This window comes from Okibacterium fritillariae, from assembly GCF_052783725.1.
Genome location: NZ_CP199917.1, coordinates 2,029,871 through 2,043,163, shown reverse-complemented (window position 1 = coordinate 2,043,163; position 13,293 = coordinate 2,029,871). Strand labels below are relative to the sequence as shown.

The window sequence follows — 13,293 nt, the reverse complement described above, 5'->3', positions numbered from 1 at the left end:
CGACCGCAGAACGCACCGGCGACTACAGAGTGCACCGGCGACCGTCGACAGCCGAACGCACTGGCGACCGGCGACTGCAGGCTGTAGATCGCCGTGCAGAACGACGATTGGAGCACGGAGCCGTGGCCGCGGACGGTGTTTGCGGCGGCAAAAGAGGCCGCGTGACCCGAACCGGGGGAGTGGGCGGTATCGGCGGCGGCCGGTCGATGATATTGTTGAAGCCCGTGGTGAATAAAACTAACGCGGGCACATCGAACGGCATTACCAAGCACATTTTCGTGACGGGTGGTGTCGTTTCTTCATTGGGTAAAGGGTTGACCGCAGCGAGTCTCGGCAACCTGCTCACGGCGCGGGGGCTGCGTGTCGTCATGCAGAAACTCGACCCCTATCTGAACGTCGACCCGGGAACGATGAACCCGTTCCAGCACGGCGAAGTGTTCGTGACCGACGATGGCGCCGAAACGGACCTCGACATCGGGCACTACGAGCGCTTCCTCGACATCAACCTCAACCAGGCCGCCAACGTGACGACCGGTCAGATCTACTCGACCGTCATCGCCAAGGAGCGTCGCGGCGAATACCTCGGCGACACCGTCCAGGTCATCCCGCACATCACCGACGAGATCAAGCGCCGCATGCGGCTGCAGGCCACCGAGCCCGCCGCACCCGGAGAACCGCTGCCCGACGTCATCATCACCGAGATCGGCGGAACGGTCGGCGACATCGAGTCGCAGCCGTTCATCGAATCGGCCCGCCAGATTCGCCACGAGCTCGGCCGCGCGAACTGCTTCTTCGTGCACGTGTCCCTCGTGCCCTACATGGGCGCATCGGGCGAGCAGAAGACCAAGCCCACGCAACACTCCGTTGCCGCCCTGCGCTCAATCGGCATCCAGCCCGACGCCCTCGTGCTGCGCAGCGACCGCCCCGTCTCGGACAGTAACAAGAAGAAGATCGCGCTCATGTGCGACGTCGACGAGGACGCCGTGGTCAACGCCATCGACGTGCCCTCGATCTATGACATCCCGACCATGCTGCACGACCAGAACCTCGACAGCTACATCATCGAGCACCTGGGCCTGCAGACGAACAACGTAGACTGGTCCGGCTGGGCCGACCTCATGAAGGCCGTGCACGAGCCCAAACACGAGGTCACCATCGGACTCGTCGGCAAGTACATCGACCTGCCCGACGCCTACCTCTCGGTCACCGAAGCCCTCAAGGCCGGCGGTTTCGCGCACGACACCAAGGTGAAGCTGCAGTGGATCCCGTCCGACGAATGCGAGACGACGGATGGTGCCGCCAAGGCCCTGGCCGACGTCGACGGCATCTGCGTGCCCGGTGGCTTCGGCATTCGCGGTATCGAGGGCAAGCTCGGCGCCCTGAACTTCGCGCGCAAGCAGGGCATCCCGGTGCTCGGACTCTGCCTCGGACTGCAGTGCATGGTCATCGAATACGCCCGCAACGAGGCCGGTCTCGCCGGAGCATCGTCGTCGGAGTTCGACCCCGACACGCAGTTCCCCGTGATCGCGACCATGGCCGAGCAGGTCGAGATCATCGCGGGCGGCGACCTGGGCGGCACCATGCGCCTCGGCCTCTACCCGGCCGCACTGACCGCCGGCTCGATCGTCGCCGACGTCTATGGCTCGACCGAGATCTCCGAACGCCACCGCCACCGCTACGAGGTCAACAACCAGTACCGCAAGCAGATCGAAGACGCCGGCCTGGTGTTCTCGGGCACGAGCCCCGACGGTCACCTCGTCGAATTCGTCGAGCTGCCGCGCGAAGTGCACCCCTACTATGTGGGCACCCAGGCGCACCCCGAGCTGCGCTCGCGCCCCAACAACGCGCACCCGCTGTTCGCCGGACTCGTCGAGGCAGCCCTCGAGCGCCAGAAGTCGAACCTGCTGTTCGACGTCAACCAGGACTAGGTTCGAAGCACACGAGAACACGCCGCCTGCTCGCCACGCCTCCGCCACGCGGGGCCGGCGGGCAGGCGGCGTCTTCGACGGAGGGAACGAGGAGACCGATGGGTGACACGCAGCACGGCACGGCACCGGTGACGACGGATGCGGGCAGCGAGACGCCCCTGAGCGACGACCACGCCGACGTGAGCATCGTCTCGTCCGAGACGGTTTTCACGGGCAAGGTGTGGAACATTCGCCGAGACGTCTTCGACTACTCGGGTTCTCAGATCACACGCGAATACATGGACCACACGGGGGCTGTCGCCGTGCTCGCGCTCGACGACGAAGACCGGGTGCTGCTCATCAAGCAGTACCGGCACCCCGTGCGCGTGCGGGAGTGGGAGATTCCGGCGGGGCTGCTCGATGTCGAGGGCGAGGACCCGCTCGTGGCCGCGCAACGGGAGCTGGCCGAGGAGGCCGACCTCGAGGCATCCGAGTGGCATCTGCTGTCGGAGTTCGCGAGCTCGCCCGGGGGGAGTGACGAGGTCATCCGGGTCTATCTGGCACGCGGGGTGCGGGCCACGGAGGAGGCGTTCGAGCGCACCGAAGAGGAAGCCGATATCGAGGTGCGGTGGGTTCCGCTCGCGGAGGTCGTCGATGCCGTGCTGGCGCACCGGGTGCAGAACCCGTCGCTGACGATCGGCGTGCTGACGTTGCTGGCCGTGAAAGAGCGCGGGCTCGACACGTTGGCCGATGCGCAGACGCCGTGGACGCGGCATCCGAAGCTCGCGGGTGCGGGTGCCAGTGCGGGTGCCAGTGCGGTCAACGCCGAGCGCGACGATCGGTGAGATGACGCTGCGGCGCGAGCTCGACCGATATCTGCGGCACGTCTCGATTGAACGGGGGTTGTCGCCGAACACGGTGGCCGCCTACCGCCGCGACCTCGGTGCCTACCTCGATGCGCTCGAGGAGAAGGGCGTCACCGAACCGGAGGCCGCAACCGAGGCCGTGGCCGCTGGGTATGCGGCCGAGCTCGCCGCGCCGTCGGAGCATCCGCTGGCCTCGTCGTCGTTGTCGCGCAAGCTGTCGTCGGTGCGCGGCTTCCACAAGTTCTTGGTCGACGAGGGCCTGACGACAACGGATGCCGCGCAGCGGCTCGCGCCCCCGAAACTGCCCAGCCGGCTGCCCAAAGCCCTGACGGTCGAACAGGTGCAGGCGCTGCTCGACGCGACGGGCGGCGACGACCCGCAGGCCCTGCGCGACAAGGCGCTGCTCGAACTGCTCTATGCCACGGGTGCGCGCGTGACCGAGGCCGTGAGCCTCAACGTGGACGACGTGTTCGACGAGGACATCGTGCGGCTGCGCGGCAAGGGCGACAAGGATCGCATCGTCCCTCTCGGCAGCTATGCGCGTCGGGCGATCGACGACTACCTGGTGCGGGCGCGTCCGATCTTCTCCGCCCGCGGGCAGGCGACGCCGGGCCTGTTCCTCGGGTCGCGCGGACAGCGGGTGTCGCGCCAGAACGCGTGGCTCGTCATCCGCCGCGCCGCCGAGCGTGCCGGCATCACCGAGGAAGTCTCACCGCACACGCTGCGGCACTCGTTCGCGACGCACCTGCTGCAGGGCGGTGCGGACGTGCGCGTCGTGCAGGAACTGCTCGGACACTCCTCGGTGGCGACGACGCAGATCTACACGCTCGTGACGGCCGACACGCTGCGGGACATGTACACCACGGCGCATCCGCGGGCGCGGTAGGGGTGGGCCGGGCGCGGGGTGCGGCATCCGCTGGCATCAGGCGAGAAGAGTCGACCTGGCACTCGGCCAGTCGTAGCTGCCGGACACGGGCCTCGGGGGAGTGACGGCGCACTTCGCGGCGCGGGCCCACAGGATGACTGGCGTGGCCCCGCCTGAGAAGCTCCCCGGACCGCTAGAATCGGGGGCGGACGGTCTGCTGACAGACCCGACGAACGAGGAAAGACGAGGACTCAGCCAGTGGCGAAGAAGAACACGACTCAGATGCTGGATGGAATGCCCGAGACCCCGACGCTCGGCGCGACCGGACGGCCGCTGAGAGAGTTCGCCGAGCCGCAGCCCCTCGCCCAGCACGGGCCCGCCCGCATCATCTCGCTGTGCAACCAGAAGGGTGGCGTCGGCAAGACGACGACCACCATCAGCCTGGGCGCAGCGCTCGCCGGCTATGGCCGCCGCGTGCTGTGCATCGACTTCGACCCGCAGGGCGCACTGTCCGCCGGTCTCGGCGTCAACACCCACGACGCCATCACGATCTACGACCTGCTGCTCGGCTCGGCGAAAGACCCCAACGCCGCCATCCAGCGCACGTCGACCCCCGGTCTCGACATCATCCCCGCCAACATCGACCTGTCGGCCGCCGAAGTGCACCTCGTCAACGAGGTCGCCCGCGAGCAGATCCTCGCCAGCGTGCTGCGCAAGGTCTCGGGCGACTACGACGTCGTGCTCATCGACTGCCAGCCCTCCCTCGGCCTGCTGACCGTCAACGCGCTCACCGCGAGCCACGGCGTGCTCATCCCGCTCGAATGCGAATTCTTCGCCCTGCGCGGCGTGGCCCTGCTCATCGAGACCATCGACAAGGTGCGCGACCGCCTCAACCCGGCCATCGAACTCGACGGCATCCTGGCGACCATGTACGACTCCCGCACGCTGCACTCGCGCGAGGTGCTCGAGCGCGTGGTCGACGCCTTCGGCACCGATGTGCTCGACACCGTGATCGGGCGCACCGTCAAGTTCCCCGACGCCTCGGTGGCCGGCACGCCCATCACCCAGTTCGCGCCCGAACATCCCGCCGCGAAGGCCTACCGCCAGCTCGCCCGGGAACTGGTGTCCCGTGGCGCCGTCGCCTAGCGCGGCCGACGCCGACACCGGTTTTCGCGTAGCCGTCAGCGGGTTCGAGGGCCCGTTCGACCTGCTGCTGTCGCTCATCACCAAACACGAGCTCGACATCACCGAGATCTCGCTGTCGAAGGTGACCGACGAGTTCATCGCCTATCTGTCGGCGCTCGAATCGGACAGCGACCTCGACGAGGCATCCGAATTCCTCGTCGTCGCCGCAACGCTGCTCGACATGAAGGTCGTGGGGCTGTTGCCGCAGGGCGAGCTGGTCGACGCCGAGGATGTCGCGCTGCTCGAAGCCCGCGACCTGCTGTTCGCACGGCTGCTGCAGTATCGGGCGTTCAAACAGGCCTCGGAGTGGTTTCAGGAGAACCTGCAGCGTGAGGCATCCCGGCACGCCCGCACCGTGCGGCTCGAGGAGAAGTACCGCGCGCGCACGCCCGACCTCGTCTGGACCCTCACACCCACCGACTTCGCGGCCCTCGCGGCTCTGGCCATGGCGCCGCGCGAGATCCCGACCGTCGGCCTCGACCACCTGCACGCGCCACTCGTGAGCATTCGCGAGCAGGCGGCCATCATCGTGACCATGCTGCGCGACGGAGAACCGAAGACTTTTCGGCAACTCATCGCCGGGGCCGATCAGAAGGGCGTCATCATCGCGCGCTTCCTGGCGGTGCTCGAGCTGTACCGTCGCGCGGCGATCGGTTTCGAACAGATCGAACCCCTGGGAGAATTGACCGTGCACTGGAGTGCGGAACACTTCAGCGACGCAAACCTGGCCAATCTGGGAGCCGACTATGACAACTGATCGAGACGTGACAGCGGATGTCGCGCTGCCCGACGTTGTCGAGCCGTCGGAGGAGATTGCCGAGCGGCAGTCCGAGCCGCAGCCGGATGGTGCCGAAGCGCGAGCTGCACAGGAACCGGACGTTGCCGAAGCGCAGGCCGAGTCGGCGCCCGAACCCGTCACCGATCTGCCGCGGGCGCTCGAAGCCATCCTGATGGTCGCCGACGAGCCGCAGAGCATCGTGTCTCTGGCGACCACCGTAGGCCGCCCGGTCAGCGCCGTGAAGCAGGCGATCGCAGCGCTCGTGCGCGACTACGACGGCCTCATGGGCGGGCCGAAGCGCGGCTTCGAGCTGCGCGAGGTCGGCGGAGGCTGGCGCCTCTACGTGCGCGAGGAGTACGACCGCATCGTGACCGATCACGTGCTCACGCAGAATCCGTCGCGGTTGTCGCAGGCGGCACTCGAAACGTTGGCCGTGATCGCCTATCGCCAGCCGATCACGCGCAGCCAGGTGGCATCCATTCGCGCGGTGAACGTCGACTCGGTCGTGCGCACACTGGCCGGGCGTGGGCTCATCACCGAGCTGTTCACCGACAGCGAGACCGGTGCCATCAACTATGGAACGACCGACCTGCTCCTCGAGCAGCTCGGAATCAACACGATCGACGAGCTGCCGCCCATATCGCCGCTGCTCACCGACGGAACAGAAGGGTTCGACAGTGACATTCGCTGACCACAACGGCACCGACGACGAGACGGCCGGCCGCGCTGACACGCACCAGGCTGACGCCGCGTACGCAGACGCCGAGCAGACGGGCGCCGAGCGCGCGAATGCTGAGCAGACCGACGCAGGGCAAACCGACGCCGAGCAGACCGACGCCGAGCGTGGAGACGCCCGCGACTATGCGGACGTGGAAGTCGACGTCGAGCTCGACGGGTCGAGCTTCGGCGAGTACTACGACGAAGACGACGAGGAATACGACGCCGAGGCCGCCGAGCGCAAGGCCGCCATCGTCGAGCACACGGGTGTGCGCCTGCAGAAGGTCATGGCGTCGTCGGGCGTCGCGTCGCGGCGCGTGTCGGAGGACATGATCGCGGCGGGACGCGTGCGCGTGAACGGCGAGGTCGTGCGCGAGCCCGGACGCCGCGTCGACCCCGAGAAGGACGAGATCCTCGTCGACGGCACGGCTGTACAGGCCGACACCTCGAAGCGGTACATCATGCTCAACAAGCCCGTCGGCATCTACAGCTCGCTGCGCGACGAGCGCGGACGCCCGGACCTGAGCCGCTACACCGACGAGTTCGAGGAGCGACTGTTCAATGTGGGGCGACTGGATGCCGAGACATCCGGCCTGCTGATTCTGACGAACGACGGCGACATGGCGCACGTGCTCGCGCACCCATCGTTCGGCGTGACCAAGATGTACATCGCCAAGGTCGAGGGGCGCATGACGCCGCAGACCATCGCGCGCCTGACCAAGGGCCTCGACCTCGAGGACGGTTTCATCGCGGCCGACAAGGCGCGGCTGCTCGACGCCTCGGCCGACGGCACGAGCCTCGTCGAAGTGACGCTGCACTCGGGCCGCAACCGCATCGTGCGCCGCATGCTCGACGAGGTGGGGCATCCGGTCATCGACCTGGTGCGTCGCCGCTTCGGACCGCTGCACCTCGGCACGCTCGCCCCGGGCCAGATGCGCGACCTGACTAAAGTAGAGATGAGCGAATTGCTCACCATTTCGCGGCAGGCGGCGAAGGACACACCCGCCGGTGACGCCGCTGACGCGAACACCGACGACGCGAACACGGATGCTTCGGCCGACGAGTAGACCGCGTCGCCGAGTCTGAGAGACACCATGACCGATACCTCGAGCGCTCAGGCGCGCGACAACGCGACGGCCGAAACCGGCATCGCGCTCGTCGGCGACGGCTGGACGAAACCGGCGGGGCGCACGCGCGGTCCCGTGCGCATCGTCGGGGCCGGGCTGTTGGGCGCGAGCATCGGTTTGGCGTTGCGGGCGAACGGTGTCGACGTCGAGCTCGATGACGCCTCGCCGTCGCAGCTTCGGTTGGCCGTGGACTACGGGGCCGGGACCGCAGCGGTCACGGCTGACCCGGGGGCCTCGAATGGTCGTGACGCAGGGAGCACCGAGATCGACCCGTCGGCATCCGCATCGGCTGCGGCATCCGAGCCCGTGTCGATCGTTGTCGTGTGCGTGCCGCCTGATGTCACGGCCGATGTCGTGGAACGCGAGCTGGCCGCGCATCCCGAAGCCGTCGTCACGGATGTCGCGAGCATCAAGCTCGAGCCCTACCGCACGCTGCTGTCGCGCGGCGTCGACCTCACGCGCTACATCGGCTCGCACCCCATGGCCGGGCGCGAACGCGGCGGAGCCATCTCGGCCCGCGCCGACCTCTTCTATGGGCGGCCCTGGGTGATTTGCCGCGACCACGAGACGCCCACCGATCTGCTCGCGCTCGTCGAAGGCCTGGCCCTCGACCTCGGCGCGACGCCCATCGAGATGACGCCCGAGGAGCACGACCGCTCGGTGGGGCTGGTCTCGCACGTTCCCCAGCTCGTCGCCAGCCTGCTCGCCGCGCGCCTGCGCGACGCCCCCGACGCCGCCGTGCGCCTGGCCGGACAGGGTCTGCGCGACACCACCCGCATCGCCTCGAGCGCGCCCGAACTCTGGGTGCAGATTCTCGGCGCCAACGCGGCACCCGTCGTCGACGTGCTGGATGCCTTCGCCGACGACCTGGAACAGGTGACCGAGGCGCTGCGTCATCCCGATGCCGCCGGCTCGCGCCGCCGCGTCGCCGAAACCATCGCCGCCGGCAACTCGGGTGTGGCCCGCCTGCCCGGCAAGCACGGCCAGGATCGCCGCTTCGACAGCATCGTCGTCATGGTCGACGACACCCCGGGCCAGCTGGGCCGCCTGTTCACCGAGTTCGGCGAGATCGGCGTGAACATCGAAGACCTGCGCCTGGAGCACTCTCCCGGCGCCCAGATCGGGCTGGCCGAAATCTCGGTGCTCCCCGAAGTGACAGAACGAACCATCCGCGATCTGGAAGCGCGCGGCTGGCGGATTGCGAGTATCTGACCTATGACCGACATGATCGTGGCCATCGACGGGCCCGCCGGCAGCGGCAAATCCAGTGTGTCCAAGGCGACCGCCGCGCGCCTGGGCTTCGACTACCTCGACACCGGCGCCGCCTACCGCGCGCTGGCGTGGTTCGCCCTCGCGTCGTCGCGCGACACCGCCGACAGCCAGCAGGTGATCTCGCTGCTCGTCGATTTCGACTACGAGATCGGCACGAACCCGGGGGAGTACTACGTGCGCGTCGGCGAGGACGACGTGACCGAGGCCATCCGTGAGCCCCGTGTCACCGCGGTCGTCAGCGATATCGCCCGGGTGCCCGAGGTGCGTGCGTTCGTGACCGATCTGTTCCGCTCGATCATCCGCTCGTCGCCCGCTGCCGGCATCATCGTGGAAGGCCGCGACATCACGACCGTCGTGGCTCCCGACGCCCCCGTGCGCATCCTGTTGACCGCGTCGCCCGAGGCCCGCATGGCCCGGCGCGCGGCCGAAGTGACCACCCAGACGGCCGAAGATGTGGCCGCTCAACTGCACAAACGCGACAGCGCGGACTCGCGCGTCGTAGACTTCATGACGGCTGCGCCCGGCGTGACGACCCTGGATTCGACGGACCTCGACTTCGAGGGAACCGTTCGGGCAGTGGTCGATGTGATCAACGGCGGCACCCCGCCGAACAAGGAGAAAAACCATGGCTGACTTCGAAGAACCTCTGGAGTCGGACGACTCACTCGCCGAGCGTCTCGGCACGCTCGACGACGACCTGGCCACCCAGCGGGCCAACGCGCTGCGCTCGGGCCTGTCCGACTATGACCTCGATGACGAAGACTTCGATCTGCTCGAGGCCGTCACCGACGACCCCGACGCGATCACCTACCTGCCGGCGCTGCCCGTCGTGGCGATCGTCGGCCGCCCCAACGTGGGCAAGTCCGCGCTCGTGAACCGCATCCTCGGCCGCCGCGAGGCCGTCGTCGAGGACACCCCCGGCGTCACGCGCGACCGCGTCACCTACAAGGCCGAATGGAACGGGCGCCCGTTCTCGCTCGTCGACACCGGCGGCTGGGAGCCCGACGCCAAGGGCATCGACGCGTCCGTCGCCATGCAGGCCGAGGTCGCCATCGACCTGGCCGACTCGGTCATGTTCGTCGTCGACGCCAACGTCGGGGCCACGAGCACCGACGAGCAGGTCGTGCGCATGCTGCGCAAGGCCGGCAAACCCGTCTTCCTCGTCGCCAACAAGGTCGACGACGTGCGCCAGGAGCCCAACGCCGCCGCGCTGTGGTCGCTCGGCCTCGGTGAGCCCCTGCCCGTCTCGGCCCTGCACGGCCGCGGCGTCGCCGATCTGCTCGACACCGTGCTCGAGAAGCTGCCGCTCATCTCGGCCGTGGCCAAGCAGGAAGTGGGCGGACCGCGTCGCGTCGCCATCCTCGGCCGCCCCAACGTGGGCAAGTCGAGCCTTTTGAACCGCGCCGCCGGCGAAGAACGCGTCGTCGTGAACGAGCTCGCCGGCACCACGCGTGACCCCGTCGACGAGCAGGTCGAGATCGCCGGCAAGGTGTGGCGCTTCGTCGACACCGCCGGCATCCGTCGCCGCGTGCACCTGCAGCAGGGCGCCGACTTCTATGCGTCGCTGCGCACCTCGGCCGCGCTCGAGAAGGCCGAAGTGGCCGTCGTCATGATCGACGTCTCGCAGGCCATCAGCGAGCAGGATGTCCGCATCATCGACCTCGTGCTCGAATCGGGCCGTGCGCTCGTGCTGGCCTTCAACAAGTGGGACCTGCTCGACGACGAACGTCGCCGCTACCTCGAACGCGAGATCGAACAGGACCTCGCCCACGTGGCCTGGGCTCCCCGCGTGAACATGTCCGCGCGCACCGGCCGCCACCTCGAGAAGCTCGTCCCCGCCCTCGAGCTCGCGCTCGAGTCGTGGGACACCCGCATCCCCACGGGCAAGTTCAACGCCTTCCTCGCCGAACTCACGGCGGCACACCCGCACCCCGTTCGCGGTGGCAAGCAGCCCCGTGTGCTCTTCGGCACGCAGGTGGCGTCGCGCCCGCCGACATTCGTGCTCTTCACGACCGGGTTCCTCGACCCGGGCTACCGCCGCTACATCCAGCGGCGCCTGCGCGAGATCTACGGCTTCGAGGGCACGCCCATCGTGGTCAACATGCGCGTGCGCGAGAAGCGGAAGCGCACCTAAGCGATGACCCGGGACTCCGGCGACGCGTGGGTGGAAGGCCCCGGCGGCATACGCCGTTGGGGCGTCTACGGCGCTGCCGGGGTGCTGGTGTTCGACCCGGCGCGCGGCGTACTGCTGCAGCATCGGGCCGAGTGGAGTCACTTCGGTGGCACCTGGGCGCTGCCGGGCGGCGCTCGGCATGAGGGCGAGTCGGCCGTCGACGGCGGGTTGCGCGAGGCGGCCGAAGAGGCCGCCGTTCCGCGCGATGGCGTGCGGCTGCGCTCGGCGATCGTCGTGGACATCGGGTTCTGGAGCTACACGACCGTGATCGTCGACGTCGTGCGGCCGTTCGAGGCCGTCGTCGCCGACCCCGAGTCGATCGAGTTGCGGTGGGTGGCGGTCGACGAGGTCGACGGGTTGCCGCTGCATCCGAGCTTCGACGAAGCCTGGCCGACGTTGCGCGCGCTGCTGCGCGAACGCACGACGCTAGTGGTCGACGCCGCCAACGTTGTGGGGTCTCGGCCGAACGGGTGGTGGAAGGATCGGGCGGGGGCGACATCCGCTCTGCTCACCCGCATCGAGGATGCGGCGGCGGGCGGGTTCGATCTGGGCGACGGCGTTCTTCGTTGGCCACGCGTCGTTGTCGTTGTCGAGGGTCGGGCCGCGAGTGTGGCCGAGACGTGGGCGGGCGATGAGGCGCGTGAGGCGTTGCTGCCGGGTGTCGAGGTGCGGGTTGCCGAGCGGGATGGCGACCAGGCGGTTGTGGATGTCGTGGGGGAGGTGTTGGCGTTCGCCGATGCCGATGCCGATGCCGATGCCGATGCCGATGCCGATGCCGATGCCGATGCGGATGCCAGGGCGAGTGCGGGTGCAGGTGCAGGTGCGGGCGCGGGAGCGAATGTCGTGACCGTGGTGACCGCCGATCGTGAGCTCGTGGAACGTGTCGAGATGCTCGGCGCGACGACGCTCGGGCCCAGCTCGTTCTTGCAGCTGGTCGACGCCGCCGAACGCTGAAGCGCGGGCGGGTCGAGCGACCGGGTTACCAAGACCGCACTGTTGGAGGCGGTGGTTAGGCGCGCTTGCGCGCCCAGATCGACGGTCGGAACGTTCAGCGTGCGTTCATGGAACTGCCGGGCCACACCCGGCTGAGTTTCGGCGTACGGGGGAGAAGCTGCGAGCATAGATCAGTAGTTGTGAACGATGGCGTTTGCGTGACACCGACAACCGTGACCCGTGAGTGGAGCCATCCGTGCAGGAATTCTTCGACAATGTCTTCGTGAGGGCGGGCGTCTCCGCCGCCCTCGGAGCACTCGCCGCCATCGTGATCACCGCGATCGTGGCGTTCGTGTTCCGGCGCATCGCCCGGCGGGAACGCTGGGTGCAGCGCTTCGTGGACCGCGTGCGGCGGCCGTTCCGCGTCGTGCTGCTGATCGCCCTCGTTTGGGTGGCGCTGGCCATGGCCGTCAACGATGCCGAGTGGCGCAACTCGATCGACTTTGTGGCGCGGATTCTGATGATCGCGGCCGGGGCGTGGCTCGTGGCATCCCTGGCCCTGTTCTTCGAGGACGCCGGACTCGACCGGTATCGCATCGATGTGGCGGACAACCGGGTGGCGCGACGCGTGCGCACGCAGGTGTTGATCCTGCGGCGCCTGACCGTTGTGGTCATCGTGATCGTCGCGATCGCGTCGATCCTGCTCACGTTCCCGGGCGCGCAGGCGGTGGGTGGCAGCATCCTGGCGTCGGCCGGTGTGGTGTCGATCGTGGCCGGTCTGGCCGCGCAGTCGAGCCTGGCGAACGTGTTCGCGGGCATGCAATTGGCGTTCAGCGATGCCATCCGCGTGGACGACGTCGTGATCGTCGAGACCGAATGGGGCCGCGTCGAAGAGATCACGCTGACCTATGTGGTCGTGCACCTGTGGGACGACCGCCGCATGGTTCTGCCCTCCACCTACTTCACGTCGACGCCGTTCCAGAACTGGACGCGTCGCAACTCCGAGCTGCTGGGTGCCGTCGAGTTCGACCTCGACTGGCGCGTGTCGCCCGCGCAGATGCGAGAAGAACTCGACCGTGTGCTGGCCGAAACCGAGCTGTGGGATGGTCGCGCCTCGGTGTTGCAGGTGACGGACGCCGTGGGTGGCTATGTGCGCATCCGCGTGCTCGTGACCGCGGTCGACGCGCCGACGCTGTTCGACCTGCGCTGCTACGTGCGTGAGGCCCTCGTGACGTGGCTGCACGAGACGAGCCCGGGTGCGCTGCCGCGCGAGCGCGTCGTCATCACGGAGCCCGGCGAGAAGCGGGCGCCGACGCGCGAGAAGAAGAACGTGCCGACGGATGCGCACGGCTTGTTCTCGGGCGACCAGGCGGGTGAGGAGCGCGCGAGTCTGTTCACCGGGCGGATCACGACGATCAGCCCGGAGGAGGCGGCGCTGGCAGCGGACGGTTCTGATCGCGGCTAGGCCGC

Annotated in this window: 12 protein-coding genes; all 12 read left to right on the top strand. The window is 68.4% G+C overall.

Features of this window, described 5'->3' with window-relative positions; translation table 11 throughout:
- Positions 1-206 precede the first annotated feature (206 nt).
- The 12 genes from ACUWEX_RS09435 to ACUWEX_RS09380 all read left to right on the top strand — a co-directional run bounded on the left by ACUWEX_RS09435 (position 207) and on the right by ACUWEX_RS09380 (position 13,288).
- Positions 207-1,928, top strand: coding sequence for a CTP synthase (locus ACUWEX_RS09435; RefSeq protein ID WP_079728006.1), 1,722 nt, complete (start codon positions 207-209; stop codon positions 1,926-1,928).
- 98 nt (positions 1,929-2,026) lie between these two features.
- Positions 2,027-2,752 (top strand): NUDIX domain-containing protein, encoded by a 726-nt coding sequence (locus tag ACUWEX_RS09430; RefSeq protein WP_445996073.1) that lies wholly within the window; start codon positions 2,027-2,029, stop codon positions 2,750-2,752.
- 1 nt (position 2,753) lies between these two features.
- Positions 2,754-3,659 (top strand): site-specific tyrosine recombinase XerD, encoded by a 906-nt coding sequence (gene xerD / locus ACUWEX_RS09425; protein ID WP_445996072.1) that lies wholly within the window; start codon positions 2,754-2,756, stop codon positions 3,657-3,659.
- 261 nt (positions 3,660-3,920) lie between these two features.
- Positions 3,921-4,784: a ParA family protein gene (locus ACUWEX_RS09420; RefSeq protein ID WP_077053870.1), complete on the top strand. Its 864-nt coding sequence runs from the start codon at positions 3,921-3,923 to the stop codon at positions 4,782-4,784.
- Positions 4,768-5,580 carry a segregation and condensation protein A gene (locus tag ACUWEX_RS09415; RefSeq protein ID WP_445996071.1) on the top strand — a complete coding sequence of 271 codons (813 nt, stop codon included), beginning with the start codon at positions 4,768-4,770 and terminating at the stop codon, positions 5,578-5,580. Before ACUWEX_RS09420 ends, ACUWEX_RS09415 begins: the two co-directional genes overlap by 17 nt.
- The gene (scpB, locus tag ACUWEX_RS09410) at positions 5,570-6,292 is read left to right on the top strand and encodes an SMC-Scp complex subunit ScpB (protein ID WP_445996070.1); all 723 of its coding nucleotides are present in this window, start codon (positions 5,570-5,572) and stop codon (positions 6,290-6,292) included. The genes ACUWEX_RS09415 and scpB overlap by 11 nt, the downstream gene beginning before the upstream one ends.
- A 277-nt stretch (positions 6,293-6,569) precedes the next feature.
- Positions 6,570-7,385 (top strand): pseudouridine synthase, encoded by an 816-nt coding sequence (locus tag ACUWEX_RS09405; protein ID WP_268794192.1) that lies wholly within the window; start codon positions 6,570-6,572, stop codon positions 7,383-7,385.
- A gap of 27 nt (positions 7,386-7,412) precedes the next feature.
- Positions 7,413-8,657, top strand: a complete 1,245-nt coding sequence (locus tag ACUWEX_RS09400; protein WP_445996069.1) for a prephenate dehydrogenase — start codon at positions 7,413-7,415, stop codon at positions 8,655-8,657.
- Between the two features lie 3 nt (positions 8,658-8,660).
- Entirely contained in the window at positions 8,661-9,350 is a 690-nt protein-coding gene (gene cmk / locus ACUWEX_RS09395; RefSeq protein ID WP_445996068.1) for a (d)CMP kinase, read from the top strand.
- Positions 9,343-10,851 (top strand): ribosome biogenesis GTPase Der, encoded by a 1,509-nt coding sequence (der, locus tag ACUWEX_RS09390; RefSeq protein ID WP_079727840.1) that lies wholly within the window; start codon positions 9,343-9,345, stop codon positions 10,849-10,851. Before cmk ends, der begins: the two co-directional genes overlap by 8 nt.
- A 3-nt stretch (positions 10,852-10,854) precedes the next feature.
- Positions 10,855-11,844: an NUDIX hydrolase gene (locus ACUWEX_RS09385; RefSeq protein ID WP_445996067.1), complete on the top strand. Its 990-nt coding sequence runs from the start codon at positions 10,855-10,857 to the stop codon at positions 11,842-11,844.
- Between the two features lie 235 nt (positions 11,845-12,079).
- A complete protein-coding gene (locus tag ACUWEX_RS09380) occupies positions 12,080-13,288 on the top strand; it encodes a mechanosensitive ion channel family protein (RefSeq protein WP_079728004.1) in 1,209 nt (402 codons plus the stop codon).
- Positions 13,289-13,293: the final 5 nt, after the last annotated feature.